The sequence below is a fragment of the Cognatiyoonia sp. genome (assembly GCF_965661665.1).
GTDB lineage: Bacteria > Pseudomonadota > Alphaproteobacteria > Rhodobacterales > Rhodobacteraceae > Cognatiyoonia.
The window spans coordinates 24662-37318 of the sequence record NZ_CBFIEO010000006.1; the positions used below are offsets into that span (position 1 = coordinate 24662).

The window sequence follows — 12657 nt, forward strand, 5'->3', positions numbered from 1 at the left end:
CGTTCCGGTAAAGCCGGATATGGGGGACCTGCTCAATGACCCTCGACCGATTCTACCCCAACTTCGGCAGCACCGACTGGCTCCGCCGTCTGCTACCCCTTGGTATCAAGCTCGTGCAACTGCGCATCAAAGACATGCCAGAGGACCAACTCCGCCAAGAAATCCGCACGGCCCGCGATCTCTGCCGCGACGCAGGCGCGACGCTTATCATCAACGACCATTGGCAGGTCGCGATAGAGGAAGGCTGCGACTATATCCACCTAGGACAAGAAGACCTCGACCAGGCCGACATCGACGCCATCCGCAAAGCGGGCCTCAAGCTCGGCATCAGCACCCATGATAAAGCCGAGTTGCGCCGCGCGATGGCACTTGAACCCGATTACATCGCCCTCGGCCCGATCTACCCGACCATCCTGAAAAAGATGAAATGGCATGAACAGGGGCTCGAAAAGCTGACTACTTGGAAAGAGATCATTGGCAACACCCCCCTCATCGCCATCGGCGGCATGTCTGTCGAACGGGCGCAAGGCGCGTTCGATCATGGCGCAGACGTGGTCAGCGCCGTCACCGACATCACCCTCAATCCAGACCCCGAACAACGGGTCAGAGACTGGATCGCCGCCACCAGATGACCCGCTACGCCCGCCAGATGATCCTCCCCCAAGTGGGACAGGACGGTCAGACCAAACTGACTGCGGCGCACGCGCTCGTCATCGGCGCGGGCGGCCTCGGCCATCCGCTCGCGCAGTATCTCACCGGCGCAGGCGTCGGTCAGATCACCATCATCGATCCTGATAGGGTCGAACTGTCGAACCTGCACCGCCAAACGCTGTTTACAGAAGACGACACAGGCAAAGCCAAGGCCCAGACCCTGTGCCGCCGGCTGCAAGCGCTCAATGCTGATGTCACGTTCCGCCCGATCACTGGGGCGCTCAACCCAGACACTGCGCCAGAGCTGGTGGAAGAAGCCGACATCGTGCTCGATTGCGCCGACAGCTTCGCGGCGAGCTACATCGCCTCTGATGAATGCCTCACCCAAAGCAAACCACTGATCTCCGCCTCCACCCTCGGTGTCACGGGTTATGTTGGCGGGTTCTGTGGGACTGCCCCATCGCTCCGCGCCGTTTTCCCCGACCTGCCCCAAAGCCTCGCCACCTGCGCCACGGCGGGTGTCATGGGCCCAGTCGTGGGGACGCTTGGCGCGATGCAGGCGCAGATGGCGCTGAACACGCTTCTGGGCCTCGCGCCCTCCCCCCTCGGCCAGATGATGCAAGTGGACTTCGCCATGCTCCGCACCTCTACCTTCCGCTTTGACAACGCGCCCGAACCAACGGACGCCCTCAACTTCATATCCCACAAAAATTTGACAAATAACAATTTTATTGTGGAATTGCGCGACACGGACGAGGCCCCAACCCCAATCACACCCACTGCCCTCCGCCATCAAGTCAGCGACTTCGACAGTACCCGCCCAACACCGGCACAAGGCCAACGGGCGGTTCTCGCCTGCCGCTCTGGCCTCCGCGCATGGCAAGCGGCCCGCAAATTGCAGTCCTACTGGGACGGCGACATCCAATTGATCGCCATGGGCGATAGAGACACCAACCAAGGAACCCCATCATGAAACTCACCACCCTCACAGCGGCCCTCGCCCTGACAGCCGCCCCTGCCCTCGCGCAGGACAAGATGACGCTAATGCTCGACTGGTTCATCAATCCAGACCACGGGCCGATCATTGTGGCGGAAGAGCTGGGCTACTTCGCAGATCAAGGGCTAGAGGTCGAAGTCATCGCTCCCGCCGACCCGTCCGACCCACCAAAAATGGTCGCTGCGGGCCAAGCGGAACTTGCTATCTCCTATCAGCCACAGCTTCACCTGCAGATTCATGAAGGCTTACCACTTCAACGGGTCGGCACGCTGGTGGCCACACCGCTCAACTGTCTGCTGGCGCTCGAAGACGGGCCGATCCAGACACCGGCTGACCTGAAAGGCAAAAAAGTTGGCTTCTCCGTCTCCGGCGTGGAAGAGGCTGTGCTGGGCGCGATCCTTGCGACCTATGACCTGACGCTTGATGATATCGAGCTTATCAACGTCAACTGGTCGCTCTCGCCCTCGCTCATGTCCGGCCAAGTCGACGCCGTCATCGGCGCGTTCCGTAACTTTGAGCTGAACCAAATGGACATCGAAGGCGTTGCGGGCAACTGCTTTTACGTCGAGGAAGAGGGCCTGCCCTCCTACGATGAGCTGATCTACGTCGCCAATACCGAGACGATGGACAAAGACATGATCGCCCGCTTCCTCGCGGCGACAGAATTCGCCACCCAATACATCGTCAACCACCCGGAAGAGAGCTGGGACATCTTCGCGGGCACATCCGCTGAACTGCAAGACGAACTCAACGCCCGTGCATGGGTCGATACCTTGCCGCGCTTTGCCCTGCGCCCAACCGCCATGGACGAAGGCCGCTATGAAGCGTTTGAGGCGTTCCTATTCGAAGCTGGCCTGATCCCCGCGATCAACGACGTCTCAAAGATCACGATTGATGTGACCGCGAAATGACAACTGACTATGGCAAAACCTTCGCCGCGCTGAGGGACGGCGCGGGACAGGCGTGGGACGATTACACCCACCACGCTTTTGTCGAAGGCTTGCGCGACGGTACCCTGCCCCGCGCGTCCTTCCTACACTACCTCGTGCAAGACTACGTGTTCCTGATCCACTTCTCCCGCGCATGGTCGCTGGCGGTCGTGAAGTCAGAGACGTTGGAAGAAATGAAGGTCTGCGCCGGCACCGTCGATGCACTGGTGAACCACGAAATGGCGCTGCACATCAAAACTTGCGCGGCGGAAGGCATCGATGAAGAGACCCTCTTCAACGCGGCCGAAGAAGCCGAAAACCTTGCCTACACCCGCTATGTGATGGACGCGGGTCTTCAAGGGGACTTTCTTGATCTGTTGGCTGCCCTCGCCCCCTGCGTCTTTGGCTATGGTGAGATTGGCGCGCGTCTGGGGTCAGATCATGACGACCGTACGCCCTACAAAGACTGGATTAACGCTTACGCCGGTAAAGAATACCAAGAGGTTTGCGGCACCGTCGGGCAGATGTGTGACCTGGCATTTACCCGGCGGATCGGGGATAGGCCGCAAACCTCACCCCGCTGGTCTCACTTACAATCGCGGTTCGCTAAAGCGACGGAACTTGAGGTGAGCTTTTGGGACATGGGGCTGCGCGGCGCGTGACCCAGGCCCCCGCCATAACGCTGCGCGGCAGTCATGTGATCGACGGACAATCCTTGTTCGAAGACATCACGCTGACCCTGCCCGCGGCAGAATGGACCTGCCTTCTAGGGCCTTCGGGCGTGGGCAAGTCAACGATTTTGCGGCTGATTCTTGGATTGGACACCGCCGGCACCTTTACCGGGGCGATTGAAGTCTCTGATGGCGCACCCTTGCACGACCGGATCAGCTATATGGCGCAGTCCGATCTGCTGCTGCCGTGGCTCACAGTGTTGGAAAACACAGTGATAGGTGCCCGTTTACGGGGTGAAAAACCCGATATGGACCGCGCGCAAGCGCTGCTCACCCGCGTCGGTCTGTCTGAGCATCAAACCAAGAAGCCTGCGGCCCTGTCCGGCGGTATGCGCCAACGCGCCGCCATTGCCCGCACATTGATGGAGAATCGCCCCATCGTGCTTTTGGATGAGCCTTTCTCAGCCCTCGACGCCGGCACACGGGCCGACATGCAGGAGCTCGCGGCAGAGGTGCTTTGGGGCAAAACCGTCTTGCTTGTGACCCACGACCCCGGCGAAGCGGCCCGTATGGCCCACCAGATCGTCCTCCTGACGCCGTCAGAGGCGAAACAGTGGTCGGTACCCTCTACACCGCCAATACGGGCTGTAGACGCCTCAAAGACACTCGCAGCGCAATCTGAACTCTTGGCCCATATGCGGGGGTTTCGGGCATGAGGTGGCTCTACGGCGGCGCTGCGATGCTCTTAGGGCTGGTTCTGTGGCAAGGATTGGTCTGGATGACGGGCGTGCCGAAGTTCATCCTCCCCTCCCCTCTGCAAGTGGTGGAGGCGAGCTTCAAAAGCCGCGCCCTGATCGCGGAACATGCGATCGTCACGATAACCGAAGTCGTTATTGGCCTCCTGATCGGCGTAGTGCTTGGCGGGCTGACAGCCATCCAACTGGCCAGTTCACAGACCCTACAAAGGCTGTTGTTGCCGATCCTTGTATTCACGCAAGCGGTCCCCGTCTTCGCTCTCGCCCCGATCCTAACGCTTTGGTTCGGCTATGGCATGACCTCCAAAATCGTCATGGCCGTTCTGATCATTTACTTTCCAGTCACATCTGCCTTCCATGATGGTCTGCGCAGCACGGACAAAGGTATGGTGGACCTTGCCCGCACAATGGGCGCGACGGACCGCCAGATCATGCAGCGCATCCGCATTCCCCATGCCCTGCCTTCGCTGGCGACAGGTCTCCGCCTCGCAGCCGTCTATGCGCCCATCGGCGCAGTCATTGGCGAATGGGTCGGGTCGTCCAAGGGCTTGGGTTATCTGATGCTACTCGCTAGTGGGCGGGTAAAGATCGATCTGATGTTCGCCAGCCTGATCACGCTCGCGATCATCACCGTCATACTGCACATCGCGGTGGGTGCACTGGCCGACAGGCTTGCCAAATACAGCGAAGGCAGAGCCGCCTGATTTTCGTTTCGCTGCGAAACTCCGCATCCATCTCCGCCAGTTTCTCTTTGCTTGGTGGGTCGAGCCTGCGTTTAGCCATTTGTTTGATCTCCTTCAGGGTTCATCATTCGTTGGTCACGCCACCACGTGCTCAAAAGCACCTCTTTCACCTCCGCCCGTGTGCGGTCGAAGGTCTCGCGCCCGCGCACGTATGTGTTGCGGTTGAAGTCGCGATAATCGGCCTCGTAAATGCCGTTCATGTTCTCACGAGCCTGCCCAACCATAGCGGTCATTTCCTGACGGTAAGTTGTCATGAAGTCACCGAAATAAGCCTAATGACGTTGGCCAGATCGGTTTGTTGGCTGCCGTCAAAGCGGGTCACAATGGCACGCACCGCGTCCCATTCGAAGGTCATCCCCGACAGACCTTGTTGCCTGCGGACGGAGTTTTCCCCTTCTTCAATGGAAGCAAATGTGCTGTAGAGCATGTCAAAGAAACGACCGGTTCTGTCGAACTCCAGGAACGAGGCGCCAAGCGGGACCAGTAGGATGTCTGCGGCCGCGAAGGGATGCGTGATGTGCGGCAGTCGTTTGCGAAGGCGGGGTTGGTCATGGACAAGGAAACCTCCTGCCCCGGAGTGCATGTTTATGTGAGGGATGCCTAAGCCCGAACTCAAGCCGAAGGCTGCCCGTCGCGGCCTTAACCGCCCGCCATCTGTTCTTCCCTTTGCCGTCGGACCAAGGCGCGTTTTGAAGTGATGGAGGCCACGATTACGCCTATCGTCACCAGCGAGATGATGATCGTGGAGAGCGCGTTGATCTCTGGCGTCACGCCGAGGCGGACGGACGAGAAGATTTTGATTGGCAAGGTGGTGGACGATGGGCCGGCGGTGAAGCTTGCGATCACAAGGTCGTCGAGCGAAAGGGTGAACGCCAAGAGCCAGCCGGAGAAGACCGCAGGCGCAATGATTGGCAAGGTCACGCTTTTGAAGGCATCCCAGCCGGTGCAGCCAAGGTCATAGGCCGCCTCTTCCAGCGATTGATCAAAGCTTGCCATGCGGGAGCTGACGACGACGCTGACGTAGCACATGGAAAACGTCGCATGGGCGAGGACGATGGTGGTGACACCACGGTCGAGCCCGATGGAGATGAAGAGCAGCAGCAGCGACAGGCCGGTGATCACCTCCGGCATCACCAGCGGCGCATAGATCATGCCGGAAAAGAGCATCCGGCCGAGGAAACGGCCAGACCGGACCAAGACAAACGCCGCCATCGTGCCGAGGATCGTGGCGATGGTGGAGGAGATGAAGCCCACCCGCAGCGTGACCCACGCGGCATCAAGGAAGGCTTCGTTTTGGAACAATTCCCCATACCATTTGGTGGAAAACCCCGCCCAGACCGTCACCAGTTTTGAGGCGTTGAAGCTGTAGACGATCAGGATGATCATCGGGATATAGAGGAACGCGAAGCCCAATGTCAGCGAAACCACGTTGAAGGAGGTCATGCGTCTCAATTGCCCGCCTCCCGCTGTTTTTGTTCGTTCCGCTGGAAGAGGATGATGGGAACAATCAGAATGAGCAGCAGGATGATCGCCACGGTAGAAGCAACCGGCCAGTCGCGGTTGGAGAAGAATTCTTCCCACAGCACCTTGCCGATCATCAGCGTGTCAGAGCCACCCAAGAGCGACGGGATCACGAATTCCCCCAAGGCGGGGATGAAGACAAGGAAACAGCCCGCAATCACGCCAGGTTTGGAAAGGGGTGCGGTGACGGACCAAAAGGCTTGCAGGCGGGCGCAGCCAAGGTCTTCTGCCGCTTCCAGAAGCGTGCCGTCAAGCTTTTCCAGCGTAGCATAGATCGGCAGGACCATGAACGGCAGGTAGGTGTAAGTGATGCCTACGTAGACGGCGATTTCTGTGTTCAGAAGCTGGATCGGTTCGGATGTGATGCCGAGCGCGATGAGGACTTTGTTCAAGTAACCTTCGTTCGCGAGAATGCCGATCCAGGCGTAGACGCGGATCAGAAAGCTGGTCCAGAACGGTAGGATGATAAGCAGCATCAGGGTGGGGCGCCAATGCTCTGGCGCGCTGGCCATGCCGTAGGCGATAGGGAAACCGACGAGTAGGGTGAAGAACGTCGACAGCGTCGCGATTTGCAGGCTCGAGAGGTAGGCTTTCCAATAAAGATCGTCGTCTGTGAGGAACCAGAAGTTTTCAAGGTCGAGTTGCGACCAAAACTCCTTGAACCCTTCCCATCCGGTAGAGAGGTCCAGTTGCGGTGTGTAGGGTGGGATGGAGAGGGCGTAGTCCGAAAGCGAGATTTTCAGCACGATCCCAAAAGGCACCAAGAACAAGAGCAGGAGCCAAAGGTAGGGTATGCCGATTAAGAGCCTGCGCATCAGTCCCTCAACACGATGCCAGCAGTGTCAGACCATGACAGCCAAACGGGGTCTTCCCATGTGATGTCACGGCGGGCGATGCGGCGGTTGTTGGCGGTTTGGGATTTGATGATTTGGCCGTTCGGCAGTTCGACGTGATAGGTCGACATGTTGCCAAGGTAAGCAATGTCGAGCACTTTGCCTTTAAGCTTGTTGGCGGCCTCAGGCTCGTCCTTGCTGATGGAGACCTTTTCGGGCCGGATCACGAAACTGGCGGGGTCGCCTTGGGTTACACGCGCACCGATCATGCCTTTGATCGGGGCTGCGCCTTCGGCCCATGACAGCTCCGCCTCGTCGCCGTTGATTGCGGTGGTGGTGCCGGTTACGATGCTGACGTCGCCGATAAAGTCCGCGACATAGAGGGAGTTGGGTGTTTCATAGATGCGGTCAGGCGTGTCGACCTGTTTCAAAAGGCCATTGTCCATCACAGCGATGCGGCTCGCGACGGTCATCGCCTCTTCCTGATCGTGGGTGACGATGACAAAGGTGGTGCCGGTCGTCTCCTGAATGTCCATTAGTTCGAATTGGGTTTCTTGACGCAGTTTCTTGTCGAGCGCGCCCAGGGGTTCATCCAGTAGTAGCAGTTTCGGGGCCTTGGCCAGCGCACGGGCCAGCGCCACGCGTTGTTTCTGTCCGCCAGAGATTTGATGCGGTTTGCGCTTGGCGTATTTTTGCAGCTGCACAAGGCGCAGCATCTCATCCACGCGGCCCTGAATCTCAGACTTCGGCATGGGGGAGCGGTGCAGGCCAAAGGCGATGTTGTCAGCAACCGAAAGATGCGGGAACAGCGCATAGGATTGGAACATCATGTTCACTGCGCGTTTGTTGGCAGGGATGCCCGCCATGTTTTGCCCGTCGATGGAGATGGCGCCTTGGGTGGCTTCCTCAAACCCGCCGAGCATCCGCATCAAGGTGGTCTTGCCGCAACCGGATGGCCCCAACAGGGCAAAGAATTCCCGCGGGTAAATCTTGAGGTCGATGTCGTCGATGGCGGTGAAATCGCCAAACTTCTTTGTCACCCCATCAAGGGAAATCAGCGGTTTGGCAGTTGCGTCTTCCCACGGAGCGAAGACTTCTTTCTCAGCTGGCATTGGGGTCCCCACAAAAGTGGTCAGCGCCCGCCAAGGCGCTGACCAGCAATCAAGCGATTAGGTGCCTGATTTGATCTTTGTCCACAGACGCGTGACGGTCCGCTGTACGCGGGCAGGGTACGGCGTTGTGGTGAAGAGTTTGCCAAGCGTTTCCTCATCGGGGTACACCGCTGGGTATTCCAGAATTTCCTGATCGATGAATTCTTGCGCGGCAAGGTTGCCGCTGGCGTACCAGACATAGTTTGTCGCGGCGGCTGCGTTTTCAGCGTTCAGGATGAAGTTGATAAACTTATGCGCGGCATCTGGGTTTGGGGCGTCCGCAGGGATCGCCATTTGGTCAAACCACATTTGTGCGCCTTGGACCGGGATCGAATAGTCGATCTCATGACCGTTTTCGGCTTCAGCCGCGCGGAACTGCGCCAAGAAGACGTCGCCAGACCAGCCGACGGCCACGCAGATTTCGCCATTGGCGAGCGCGTTGATGTATTCAGAGCTGTGGAACTTCTGGATGTATGGGCGGATGCCTGCAAAAACGGCTTCAGCCTTAGCGATGACGTCTGGGTCATGGCTGTCTGGGTCTTCGCCGATGTAGTTTAGCGCAGCTGGGATTAACTCCGTCGGTGCATCAAGGAACTGCACGCCGCATTCCGCGAGCTTTTCCATGTTCGCCGGATCAAAGACCAAGTCCCAGTTGTCAAATGGCGCATCTTCGCCAAGGATTTCGGTGACTTTGCCGATGTTATAGCCGATGCCTGTGGTGCCCCACATATAGTTGATGGAGTATTCGCCACCTGGGTCATACTCATCTGTGCGGGCTTGGATATCACCCCAAAGGTTGCCGTGGTTTGGCAGTTTGGAGATGTCCAGTTTCTGGAACACGCCTGCTTCGATCTGGCGCTGCAGGAAGGTGCCGGAGGGCACAACCACGTCATAGCCGGAGGACCCAGCCAGCAGTTTCGTCTCTAGCACTTCGTTGCTGTCGAAGACGTCGTAGATCAGTTCGATGCCTGTTTCGGCTTCGAACTGCTCAAGCAGGGCTTCGTCGATATAATCAGACCAGTTGTAAACGCGGACTTCTTCCGCGGTGGCAGCAGTAGCTGCCAAGCCGAGTGCGAGCACTGGCAATGTGTAAGATACCTTCATCTCGTTCTCCCATTGGATGACACGGTAGTGTTGAACGGAATTTGGGTTCTGGCAAGCGATTCCGTTTTGTTCCGCCGGCTTACTTGATTTGAAATCGCGCATTTGGTCATTTTCTGAGCGGCACGACAGTGGTAAGCCCGTTTGGTAATGACGACAGGCACGCCTCATTCCGTTTCGCGATCGGTCCTGCTCTTCGGGGCGACGGGGACAATAGGGCGTGCTGTCTTGGCGGAGCTTTTGGTGCAGGGCCATGATGTCACCGTTGTCGGTCGCACACCGATTGAGGGCGCGTGGTTTGTCGCGGCGGATGTGACAAAGCTGGACGACCTGAATCACTATATCCCCGTGCGGCCCTATGATGCGGTGATTTCTTGCCTTGCATCGCGGACGGGCGTGCCAAGTGATGCTTGGGCGATTGATCATGACGCGCATCAGGGAATTTTGACTTTCGCTAAAGCGCGGGGGATTGGGCAGTTTGTGCTGTTGTCTGCCATTTGTGTGCAACGGCCGAAATTGGCGTTTCAAAAAGCCAAGCTGAAGTTTGAGGCGCGTTTGAAAGAAAGCGTCCTGCGCTATTCCATCGTACGGCCCACGGCCTATTTCAAATCGCTGTCGGGGCAGGTGGCGCGGGTGCGGGCGGGCAAGCCGTTTCTTGTGTTTCGCGAAGGAAAGCTGACCGCGTGCAAACCGATCAGTGATCGCGATCTGGCTGCATACATGGTGCGGTGTTTGTGGGATGATGAATTGCAAAACCAAGTTCTGCCCATTGGTGGACCGGGGCCTGCGATCACGCCGCTGGATCAAGTGGCAATGTTGGAAAACGTCTTGGGCGAACCTGTGAAGGTGCGGCGTGTGCCCATAGCCATGATAAGTGCCATCATCGGGTTATTGAGCTTTGCGGGTCTCGTCAGTGGCCGTGCCCGCGACAAGGCGGAGCTTGCGAAGATCGGGCGCTATTACGCGACGGAGTCGATGCTGGTCTATGATGCTAAGGCGGGTCGCTATGATGCGGATGCTACGCTGGAGACGGGTTCAGACACTTTGCAACAGCACTATGCGGATTTGGTCGCTGGGCGGACAACAGTTGATCTGGGCGAGCACGCGATGTTCTAGCTGATGGCTCGTTCGGGCGTTGCTCTGTTGCCGAGCAGTTCGACCAGTGTGGCACTGATTATGAGGACTGCGCCCAACACCTCGATCCAGCCGAACGGATCACCGGCGAGCAGGGCGACGGACCCGAAGCCCACCAAAACTTCGCTCATCAGCAGGATTCCAATACGGCCAGGTGTCAGCACTTTCGCGGGCCAAATGGTGAGGTAGATCATCGGCAACGCGAAAAGGCCGGTGAGGATCAGGACGGGCCAGAGGGCGGAGAGGTCTGGTATCTCCGCCGTGCCGCCCAAACAAGCCCCGCCGATGAGGAGCGTGACGACGGTCACAAGGACCGCGCCAGTTACAAAAGCGAAGGACAGGTGCAGCGGTGGTGTTTTTTCCAATTGGTAGATTTTGTACGTGCCGATGGTCCAACAAATGCCGGAGGCGAGCGCCAACACGTCGCCCAGATTGATCGCAGACCTGCTGCCAAAACCAATCACGGCGAGAAGGCCGGTGAGCGCCAAGACAATTGCGATGATCCGCGCGGCGGTCAGGCGTTCGCTGAGAAACAGCACGCCGATCGCAGTGCCCCAAATGGGGGTAAGGTAGAAGAAAAGCAGCGCGCGCACCACGTCGGTGAGGATGATCGACGTGCCATAGAAGGAAAACGCGGTGCCTGTGAGTAAGCCCACGAGCGCCAGATTGCCCAGTTGGCTGACAGGATGGCGTTGGATCAGAACCAGTGGCAAAAGCAGCGCAAGGGCGGAGATATAAAGGATCAAACCCGGCCACGCGCCGGTGAAGCCCAACTCCTCAAATGCGCGAATGGGGAGCCAGAATAGGCCCCACAGAGCGCCCCCGATCACGATGCCGATGCTTGCCGCTTTGGGCGATGTTTGTAGCTGGGCCAACCAAGACATGGCGGTAGGTTGATCGCGTTGGGCGGCGAATGTCCAGACGCTTAGGCGACTTGCTGATGCACCTCGATCACGTTGCCTTCGGGGTCTTGGAAGAATACCTGATGCCATTCTTTTGAAAAGGCATTGCCATAGTCGGAATAGGGGATGCCCTTTTCGTCGAGGATTTTGAGGAAGGCGGCAAGGTCATCGGTGCGAAACGCGATATGGCCCTGATCCACCGGATTGATGGTGTGGCCGTTGCGAAAGGCGACGGTCAGGTCACGCTCCGCCAGATGCATCTGCATGGTGTTGTCGGTGGCAAATCGGATTTTCCCATCGAAGCCTTTTTCGCCTTCAGCTTCAGTCCTTGGGAAGTTGTCTTGCGGAATGTCATCAAGGCCAAGCACGTTGGTATAGAAATCATGCATCTCGTCCACATCGCGTGAGACGAAGTTGATGTGATGGAATTCCAATTTCATGTGTAAGGTCCCCGTCGGTCGACTGTTGCCCAAAACCATACTGCGAAACGCGGATCGGGGGCAGTCGCAAAATTGCGGTCGCTTGGGAAAGTGTCATTGGATAGACGGGGGTATGCCTCTTGGGACCGTACGCCTTCATCACGTTGTGCTGATTGTCAGCGACTGTGAGCGGTCCAAGGCGTTTTACACAGAAGTCCTCGGTTTGCCGATTTTGGCGGAGACGTATCGGAAAGAGCGGGCATCCTGGAAGCTCGACCTTGCGCTTGAAAACGGTCAGCTGGAGCTCTTTAGTTTTCGAACCCGCCCGCGCGACCAACGCGGCCAGAAGCCTGTGGTCTCAGGCATCTCGCATTCTCGGTTAATGATCTGGATGCGGAGGTGGACCGTCTGCCGACGCTTGGCATTGCAGTAGAAAATATCCGATGTGACACTTTGACAGGTGGTCGTTTCACATTTTTTGCGGACCCTGACGCGCTATCGATAGAACTTTACGCAATTACACAAGACGAAGGACGCAAAGCATGATCCGACACATTGTTCTGACTAAATTCAAAGATGGCACGTCAGAAGATGCGATCAATGAGATTTATTTCGGACGGCAAGCCCTGACGGAGGTTTTGCCGGGGCCAATGGTGTCGTCGGTGGTCGGTCAGAGAGCCCAGAACAAATCGAGCGTGGCTATATGTACGGCTTCACGATTGATTTCGAAAGTTGGGACGCGCTGAAGACCTATGCAAAGAGCGCCGTTCACCAAGCCTTGGGGTCGCAATTGGTTGCCAATGCGGTCGGAGTGATCGACGGCATTTTGGTGCTCGATATCGAGGTGTAG

The 12657-nt window shown here is 57.8% G+C and carries 15 protein-coding genes and 2 pseudogenes; 10 read left to right on the forward strand and 7 right to left on the reverse strand.

What is annotated here, in order from left to right:
* Positions 1-35: 35 nt before the first annotated feature.
* Genes ACTF5F_RS05155 through ACTF5F_RS05180 form a run of 6 tightly spaced genes read left to right on the forward strand, consistent with a single transcriptional unit; the run spans position 36 to position 4707 of the window.
* Positions 36-632 (forward strand): thiamine phosphate synthase, encoded by a 597-nt coding sequence (locus ACTF5F_RS05155; RefSeq protein ID WP_438955812.1) that lies wholly within the window; start codon positions 36-38, stop codon positions 630-632.
* Positions 629-1624, forward strand: coding sequence for a HesA/MoeB/ThiF family protein (locus tag ACTF5F_RS05160; protein WP_438955813.1), 996 nt, complete (start codon positions 629-631; stop codon positions 1622-1624). Before ACTF5F_RS05155 ends, ACTF5F_RS05160 begins: the two co-directional genes overlap by 4 nt.
* Positions 1621-2559 (forward strand): ABC transporter substrate-binding protein, encoded by a 939-nt coding sequence (locus ACTF5F_RS05165; protein ID WP_438955814.1) that lies wholly within the window; start codon positions 1621-1623, stop codon positions 2557-2559. Before ACTF5F_RS05160 ends, ACTF5F_RS05165 begins: the two co-directional genes overlap by 4 nt.
* Entirely contained in the window at positions 2556-3239 is a 684-nt protein-coding gene (gene tenA, locus ACTF5F_RS05170; protein ID WP_438955815.1) for a thiaminase II, read from the forward strand. The genes ACTF5F_RS05165 and tenA overlap by 4 nt, the downstream gene beginning before the upstream one ends.
* On the forward strand, positions 3236-3964 hold the full coding sequence (locus ACTF5F_RS05175; RefSeq protein ID WP_438955816.1) for an ABC transporter ATP-binding protein: 729 nt from the start codon (positions 3236-3238) through the stop codon (positions 3962-3964). Before tenA ends, ACTF5F_RS05175 begins: the two co-directional genes overlap by 4 nt.
* Positions 3961-4707: an ABC transporter permease gene (locus ACTF5F_RS05180; RefSeq protein ID WP_438955817.1), complete on the forward strand. Its 747-nt coding sequence runs from the start codon at positions 3961-3963 to the stop codon at positions 4705-4707. The genes ACTF5F_RS05175 and ACTF5F_RS05180 overlap by 4 nt, the downstream gene beginning before the upstream one ends.
* 71 nt (positions 4708-4778) lie before the next feature.
* On the opposite strand, the pseudogene ACTF5F_RS05185 reads toward ACTF5F_RS05180, so the two are convergent.
* The 5 genes and pseudogenes from ACTF5F_RS05185 to ACTF5F_RS05205 form a co-directional block, all read right to left on the reverse strand.
* A pseudogene (locus tag ACTF5F_RS05185) lies at positions 4779-5248 on the reverse strand (AAA family ATPase); the annotation flags it as partial.
* 137 nt (positions 5249-5385) lie between these two features.
* Entirely contained in the window at positions 5386-6198 is an 813-nt protein-coding gene (locus tag ACTF5F_RS05190; protein ID WP_438955818.1) for an ABC transporter permease, read from the reverse strand.
* Positions 6195-7082 (reverse strand): ABC transporter permease subunit, encoded by an 888-nt coding sequence (locus tag ACTF5F_RS05195; RefSeq protein ID WP_438955819.1) that lies wholly within the window; start codon positions 7080-7082, stop codon positions 6195-6197. Before ACTF5F_RS05195 ends, ACTF5F_RS05190 begins: the two co-directional genes overlap by 4 nt.
* Positions 7082-8212 (reverse strand): ABC transporter ATP-binding protein, encoded by a 1131-nt coding sequence (locus ACTF5F_RS05200; RefSeq protein ID WP_438955820.1) that lies wholly within the window; start codon positions 8210-8212, stop codon positions 7082-7084. Before ACTF5F_RS05200 ends, ACTF5F_RS05195 begins: the two co-directional genes overlap by 1 nt.
* Before the next feature lie 57 nt (positions 8213-8269).
* Entirely contained in the window at positions 8270-9355 is a 1086-nt protein-coding gene (locus ACTF5F_RS05205; protein WP_438955821.1) for a polyamine ABC transporter substrate-binding protein, read from the reverse strand.
* A 147-nt stretch (positions 9356-9502) separates the two neighbouring features.
* Here ACTF5F_RS05205 and ACTF5F_RS05210 point away from each other — a divergent pair, with 147 nt between their 5' ends.
* Positions 9503-10468: an NAD(P)H-binding protein gene (locus tag ACTF5F_RS05210; RefSeq protein WP_438955822.1), complete on the forward strand. Its 966-nt coding sequence runs from the start codon at positions 9503-9505 to the stop codon at positions 10466-10468.
* Here ACTF5F_RS05210 and ACTF5F_RS05215 read toward each other — a convergent pair.
* Positions 10465-11370, reverse strand: coding sequence for a DMT family transporter (locus ACTF5F_RS05215; RefSeq protein ID WP_438955823.1), 906 nt, complete (start codon positions 11368-11370; stop codon positions 10465-10467). The genes ACTF5F_RS05210 and ACTF5F_RS05215 overlap by 4 nt on opposite strands.
* Positions 11371-11411: 41 nt before the next feature.
* Positions 11412-11828 (reverse strand): VOC family protein, encoded by a 417-nt coding sequence (locus ACTF5F_RS05220; RefSeq protein ID WP_438955824.1) that lies wholly within the window; start codon positions 11826-11828, stop codon positions 11412-11414.
* 112 nt (positions 11829-11940) lie between these two features.
* Here ACTF5F_RS05220 and gloA2 point away from each other — a divergent pair.
* The 3 genes and pseudogenes from gloA2 to ACTF5F_RS05235 all read left to right on the forward strand — a co-directional run bounded on the left by gloA2 (position 11941) and on the right by ACTF5F_RS05235 (position 12657).
* A pseudogene (gene gloA2, locus ACTF5F_RS05225) lies at positions 11941-12353 on the forward strand (SMU1112c/YaeR family gloxylase I-like metalloprotein).
* A complete protein-coding gene (locus tag ACTF5F_RS05230; protein ID WP_438955946.1) occupies positions 12350-12553 on the forward strand; it encodes a hypothetical protein in 204 nt (67 codons plus the stop codon). Before gloA2 ends, ACTF5F_RS05230 begins: the two are co-directional and overlap by 4 nt.
* Positions 12511-12657, forward strand: a complete 147-nt coding sequence (locus ACTF5F_RS05235) for a hypothetical protein (protein WP_438955825.1) — start codon at positions 12511-12513, stop codon at positions 12655-12657. Before ACTF5F_RS05230 ends, ACTF5F_RS05235 begins: the two co-directional genes overlap by 43 nt.

Coding starts and splice junctions, on each gene's coding strand:
- ACTF5F_RS05155 (WP_438955812.1), top strand. CDS start 36: ATGACCCTCGACCGATTCTACCCCAACTTCGGCAGCACCGACTGGCTC.
- ACTF5F_RS05160 (WP_438955813.1), top strand. CDS start 629: ATGACCCGCTACGCCCGCCAGATGATCCTCCCCCAAGTGGGACAGGAC.
- ACTF5F_RS05165 (WP_438955814.1), top strand. CDS start 1,621: ATGAAACTCACCACCCTCACAGCGGCCCTCGCCCTGACAGCCGCCCCT.
- tenA (WP_438955815.1), top strand. CDS start 2,556: ATGACAACTGACTATGGCAAAACCTTCGCCGCGCTGAGGGACGGCGCG.
- ACTF5F_RS05180 (WP_438955817.1), top strand. CDS start 3,961: ATGAGGTGGCTCTACGGCGGCGCTGCGATGCTCTTAGGGCTGGTTCTG.
- ACTF5F_RS05195 (WP_438955819.1), bottom strand. CDS start 7,082: ATGCGCAGGCTCTTAATCGGCATACCCTACCTTTGGCTCCTGCTCTTG.
- ACTF5F_RS05200 (WP_438955820.1), bottom strand. CDS start 8,212: ATGCCAGCTGAGAAAGAAGTCTTCGCTCCGTGGGAAGACGCAACTGCC.
- ACTF5F_RS05205 (WP_438955821.1), bottom strand. CDS start 9,355: ATGAAGGTATCTTACACATTGCCAGTGCTCGCACTCGGCTTGGCAGCT.
- ACTF5F_RS05210 (WP_438955822.1), top strand. CDS start 9,503: ATGACGACAGGCACGCCTCATTCCGTTTCGCGATCGGTCCTGCTCTTC.
- ACTF5F_RS05215 (WP_438955823.1), bottom strand. CDS start 11,370: ATGTCTTGGTTGGCCCAGCTACAAACATCGCCCAAAGCGGCAAGCATC.
- ACTF5F_RS05220 (WP_438955824.1), bottom strand. CDS start 11,828: ATGAAATTGGAATTCCATCACATCAACTTCGTCTCACGCGATGTGGAC.
- ACTF5F_RS05230 (WP_438955946.1), top strand. CDS start 12,350: ATGATCCGACACATTGTTCTGACTAAATTCAAAGATGGCACGTCAGAA.
- ACTF5F_RS05235 (WP_438955825.1), top strand. CDS start 12,511: ATGTACGGCTTCACGATTGATTTCGAAAGTTGGGACGCGCTGAAGACC.